5 protein-coding genes and 1 pseudogene are annotated in these 4,826 nt (G+C 64.8%); 4 read left to right on the forward strand and 2 right to left on the reverse strand.

Annotated elements, in window-relative coordinates; all coding sequences use genetic code 11:
• Nucleotides 1-875: 875 nt before the first annotated feature.
• Nucleotides 876-1,403, forward strand: a complete 528-nt coding sequence (locus tag AC1DES_RS19020) for a YbhB/YbcL family Raf kinase inhibitor-like protein (RefSeq protein ID WP_476897258.1) — start codon at nucleotides 876-878, stop codon at nucleotides 1,401-1,403.
• Nucleotides 1,404-2,139: 736 nt separating this feature from the next.
• Nucleotides 2,140-2,454 carry an NAD(+)--rifampin ADP-ribosyltransferase gene (locus AC1DES_RS19025; RefSeq protein ID WP_476897262.1) on the forward strand — a complete coding sequence of 105 codons (315 nt, stop codon included), beginning with the start codon at nucleotides 2,140-2,142 and terminating at the stop codon, nucleotides 2,452-2,454.
• Nucleotides 2,455-2,591: 137 nt separating this feature from the next.
• Here AC1DES_RS19025 and AC1DES_RS19030 read toward each other — a convergent pair whose 3' ends face one another.
• Nucleotides 2,592-3,338, reverse strand: a complete 747-nt coding sequence (locus tag AC1DES_RS19030; RefSeq protein WP_476897259.1) for a dienelactone hydrolase family protein — start codon at nucleotides 3,336-3,338, stop codon at nucleotides 2,592-2,594.
• A gap of 61 nt (nucleotides 3,339-3,399) precedes the next feature.
• Here AC1DES_RS19030 and AC1DES_RS19035 point away from each other — a divergent pair, with 61 nt between their 5' ends.
• Nucleotides 3,400-3,768 (forward strand): hypothetical protein, encoded by a 369-nt coding sequence (locus AC1DES_RS19035; protein WP_476897260.1) that lies wholly within the window; start codon nucleotides 3,400-3,402, stop codon nucleotides 3,766-3,768.
• Nucleotides 3,752-4,258 (forward strand): flavin reductase family protein, encoded by a 507-nt coding sequence (locus tag AC1DES_RS19040; protein WP_476897261.1) that lies wholly within the window; start codon nucleotides 3,752-3,754, stop codon nucleotides 4,256-4,258. The genes AC1DES_RS19035 and AC1DES_RS19040 overlap by 17 nt, the downstream gene beginning before the upstream one ends.
• 349 nt (nucleotides 4,259-4,607) lie before the next feature.
• Here the strand turns inward: AC1DES_RS19040 and AC1DES_RS19045 are convergent.
• Nucleotides 4,608-4,826 (reverse strand): annotated as a pseudogene (locus AC1DES_RS19045) (hypothetical protein); the annotation flags it as partial.

Here is a 4,826-nt window from a genome sequence, read left to right on the forward strand (position 1 = left end):
ACAACCGGCCACCGTCAAACCCATCAACCGGGCCTGGAACAACTGAAAGTTCCGGAGGTTCTTCAATGAGGCAACGAAGCACTCAACCGGAGGTTTTCAGATGAGGCAACGAATCACCCTTCCCGGAGGTATTGCAATGAGGCAACAGGGAGAAAATGCGTCGGCTGGTTGGGACGAAGCCCTCAGCGTCTGGGTCCGCAGTGTCTGCAGTGTGGGCAATGGAGCTTTCGATGCGTGAACGCAGGGCTGTCACGACGAACATCGCCACCCGCTATGGGCGGTCGGAAAGGGCTGCGAAAAGCGCGACGACGGGTTGGCGCCGCGATCATGCCCGCAAGGCGCTGCGGAGGGCGCTGGCGCTGAAGGGATTGGGCTAAGGTCCCGGGACGACTAAGAAGGAGCCGGGCTAGGGCCGGGCGGTTGTCAGTTCCTGGACTTCACGGCCGCCAGCGACCTCGGGCCCAGACCCTCACTGCGGCCCGGTCCAAGTCCGTGGCGACCATCCGTGCACTTCCTCCGCCACGATCTCCGGAGGTGAGCCACCGTTTGGGCACGCTCGGGTTACGACCGGCCCCAGGAGCTGCCTTCCCTGCGGATCCGGGACGCCGAAGATGCCTACCTACTCTTGGTCGAGTTCTGACCCTAAGATGAGGGCATGGAAAATTCGAACCGCTCCGGGACAGGAGAGTTCCCAGCTTTTCTGGCCGCTATCTGCGACGGCCATTTCGCGTCCGGCAACCTCGCCCTGCTCCGCGAAGAAGACCTGTAGGTCGGTACCCGCACGGGGAGGTCGAAATTCGGGTTCGGCCGCATCAAGTTGAAGGAACGCGGAGCTGCCGGCCACCTCAATTATCTCAGGACACAGGAGAAGTCAGATGACCCGGAACCCCTACGAGAACCTCCCCGCAGCGGCCTCATTCTCACTGACCAGCAGCGACCTGCGGGAGGGCGGGAAGCTGTCGATGCCGCAGGTCAGCCGCATCTTCGGCGCCGGCGGCGAAGACGTTTCCCCGCAGCTCTCCTGGAGCGGGTTCCCACCAGAGACGCGGAGCTTCGTGGTCACCATGTGCGACCCCGAAGCGCCCACGGTCACCGGTTTCTGGCACTGGGCCGTCGTGAACATTCCCGCCGACGTCACCGAACTCCCCGGAGGCGCTGGCGACGAGTCGGGCTCGGGCCTCCCGCCGGGCGCATTTCAGCTTCCGAACGACGCCAGGCTGAAACGCTACGTCGGCGCCGGGCCTCCCGAGGGCACCGGGAAACACCGCTACATCTTTGCGGTCCTCGCCCTCGCCGCCGAGAAGATCGACATTGACCCAGAGTCAACGCCTGCTTTGCTGATGTTCAACCTGTTCAACGGCACCCTTGGACGCGCCTTACTCGAGGGCTGGTACGAGAGGTAGGCCTCCTTCGGCACTCATCAGCGGTGGCTGGACGGCGCCCGTCCGCGATCGCTGGTAGCGAATGCTCCCGCCTCGTCGCATTGCCTACGGGCCTCTGGTCATTGCGATCCATCATGGCCGCCCACCTCGCGTAGGCCTGGCCGGGACCGTCCCGAACGACGGATATCGGTCGCAGTCGGCGCGGGAAACGGCGCCGACGCCGAGCTGCGTCCGTCGCAGAACGATCTAAATCCAGGCCGGGCCCTTCCGGGCCAGCCGACGCTCCTCGGAGGTATTCTTCAACAGTCCGGCCGGGTCGTTGAATGCTGGCGGCAAGCAGGCCGGTTCGGTTCCGGAGGCCCCCTTCACGTCGGAGCGAAATCGCGCCCCGTCCGCGCGACCGTTTAGGCAGCCTGGTTAGGGGCCCTGGAGTGGGTAAAAATGAGGGTGTGCACAAAGTGCACACCCTGGGCTTTGGATCAGTTCGTACGGGTGCCGGACTGGGCCGGATTGCGGAGGATTTCGCGGGAGTGGCGCAAATGCAAGGGCCGGAACCCGGTTCGAGTTCCACCTCGGGCACGTGTTCTCCCTGTTCAGGGGCTTTTTGGATGTTCTTCGTGTGCACATTGTGCACGCTCTTGCCTCTGATCTGATGTTCCGGGTGTGTGGGGTCCCGGATAGACCTATTCGGTTGTGGCCACATTGCCCTCAATCAGATCCCGGCGAGCGATGGCTTCCCGGCGTCCGCTCTTCCTGACTGTGCGGGACTCGCGGGGGACTCGCGGCAGTTGACGGCGCCCCGCGCGTCTACGCCGTCGAACCGACCGGGGCTTGCCTGGACGACGCGAATGTGACCGATAAAAAATTCCCCGGCAACCCCGCCGGTCATATCGCAGCGCGGCCCCGCTCAGGGTTATCGGTGAAGTCGCCGGTTGGACCGGACTGGCGCACGGAGTGCTGCCGGGCGTGGAAAAACGTCTGGCAGCACTCCGTGCAGACGGGCGGGGCGAAATCATCAACTGAGGAGGACCTCGCTCCTTCATGGACATGGAACCTCAGCGGACCAGGCTGATGGCCTGGGATGACTATTCTAAATTGTCACTGGAGTGGAACCGGGGGTGGTTTTGGCCAATCGACGAGGTGAGGGCCTACGCTGCCGGGAACTGTCCGTGATGGGCGGCAGCCCAAGTCTGCCTGTGGTGCTAAGGGCTACTCTTGCGTGGCGGTCCGGCTTCCCTTTAGGTGCCGGGCGAAGAACCTGGCGGCGTCGTCCCCGGCGAAGTCGGGGACGCCGGTATGCCCGCCCATGTTGGCTTGCAGCGTCTTCTCCTGGGAACCGAGGGCGTCGAACAGGTCCAATGCCAGCTGCCTGTCATTTCCTTCGTCGTCCCATTGCAGCAGGACATGCAGCGGAATCCTGACCTGGCTGGCCTCCCCGAACATGGCACGGGGCACGAAGCTACCGGCGAACAGGCCGGCGGCCGCGATGCGCGGTTCGACCAGCGCGAGCCGGATGCCGATGGCGATAGGGCCGCCCGAGTAGCCGACCGGGCCATCGATATCGGGCAGTGAAAGAAGTGCGTCCAGGGTGGTCTGCCATTCCGGGACCGCTTTATTAACCAGCGGGGTGATCAGCCGGTCGACGATCTCATCGAGAGGGCCTCCGGCCGCCAGCGTCCGGCGCAGTTCGGCACGGGCCTGCTTAGCGTCGGACAATCGGGGCCGGTCACCGCTACCGGGGAGCTCGATGGTGGCAGCGGCGAAGCCGTGCGCCACGGACTGCCGGGCGCGTCCTGAGAGCCGGGGGTACATCTTGTGTAGGCCGCCGGGGTGGCCGAGCAGTATTAGCGGCGCTGGAGAAGTTGGGGGCGTCCAAAGGACGCCGGGAATCCCATTGAGGGTGAATTCGCGTTCGAGGACGCCGTCTTCGTGGCGCTGTTCGGAAGTAAAGTGCATGGTCGTGCCTTTCGGGGAGTGCTCGTTGAAGGGCGCTCCCGGACGACCCTATCGTCCGACCATGACCCCTAAGGGGAGCACCCACGTCGACATGTTCACGGGTACCACCTCCTCGTTCTCTCTCACGGCCTCAGGACAGGGTAGCACCGGCTGGGGGAGCATGGTCGCCAGGACCCCTGTAGTCGTCAAATCTCTATTGGTGCGCCTGGGCCCAGCCGGTTGGGTGCTCGGCGGGGTCGAGTTGGGAGCGGCCGAGGTTGCCCCGATCCTGAGGGACCGCGGACTCTTCCGTCGTGAATACACCGGACGGACCCTGCGCGAACACTACGGGCTGCACCGACCGGCCAACGGCTTCGCGGCGGCCGCCGGGCGCAGCCAAGCCGACAACTCCGCTCCGCAGAGAGAAGCATCCTTTGTCTCTGAACGATGATCTGAACCCGGCCGCCCTGCGGGAAGCCTTCGGACATTGTCCCTCCGGGGTGGCCACCCTATGCTCGATCGTGGACGGTGCGCCGGAGGGAATCGTGGCTTCGACCTTCACCGTCGGCGTTTCACTCGATCCTCCGCTGGTGATGTTCGCCGCGCGGAACTCCTCCCGGACCTGGCCACTCATCAGGAACAGCGAACGAATCGGTGTTTCCGTCCTGGCGGCGGACCAGACGGACATCTGCCGCCAGATCGCAGCCAAATCCGTCGACCGCTTCACCGGTGTCGGGCAGAGCGCCACGTCATGCGGTGCCGTACTGCTGGACGAGGCCTCACTCTGGCTCGACTGCTCAGTGGAAAACGAGATACCAGCCGGGGACCACACCGTAGTGCTGCTCAGGGTGCACGGATACTCCACTCCGGAGAACAGTCGGGACCCACTCATCTTCCATGCCTCGGAATTCCGGAATCTGCTGGTGCCCAGCTTCGCCTAGCATCGAGTGCCCCGGGGTTTTGGCGGGATGAGTTGGGAAGCTGCCGGAATCCTTGTCCACGCCGACAGTGACACTAACCCGGGTTTGATGGTCCCGGGCACTTTCTCTCGGGGCATTTTCATAGCTGTCTCGACGCGAGCGGAGGCTTCCAACCCGGCCCCCCGCTCTGGCCGGACAGGCTGTTCAATGTGTCGAAAGGCGCTGGTGGCTCGGACCGGTTCGGGACCGGAGCGTGGTCGAATCATTCTCGCCTGCCCACGGGTGAAGTCGGGGCTCTTGCGGCCGCGCACAGCCCCAACCGGGCAGCTCCCGGATAGCCATAAGCAGTGACCCGGGGGTGGCCGATCGGTCAATGAAACCCGGCGCCGGAGCCGTCCAGGAACGTACTGGCCTGGGAGGTGCTGTAGCTGATGGGGTGCGGGGCGTACGCGGGGCGGGGAGATTGCTCCGGCGTCTGCGCCGGAGCGGGCGTCGGGACTTCCTCAGGCTGCGGGGCCGGCGGGTTCGGCGGGACTGTTGGGCACGGGTAGTTATAGTCGAGGCCTCCGGCGGTGAATTGGGTCAGCGT

It is taken from the genome of Arthrobacter sp. 05T442 (assembly GCF_056395945.1).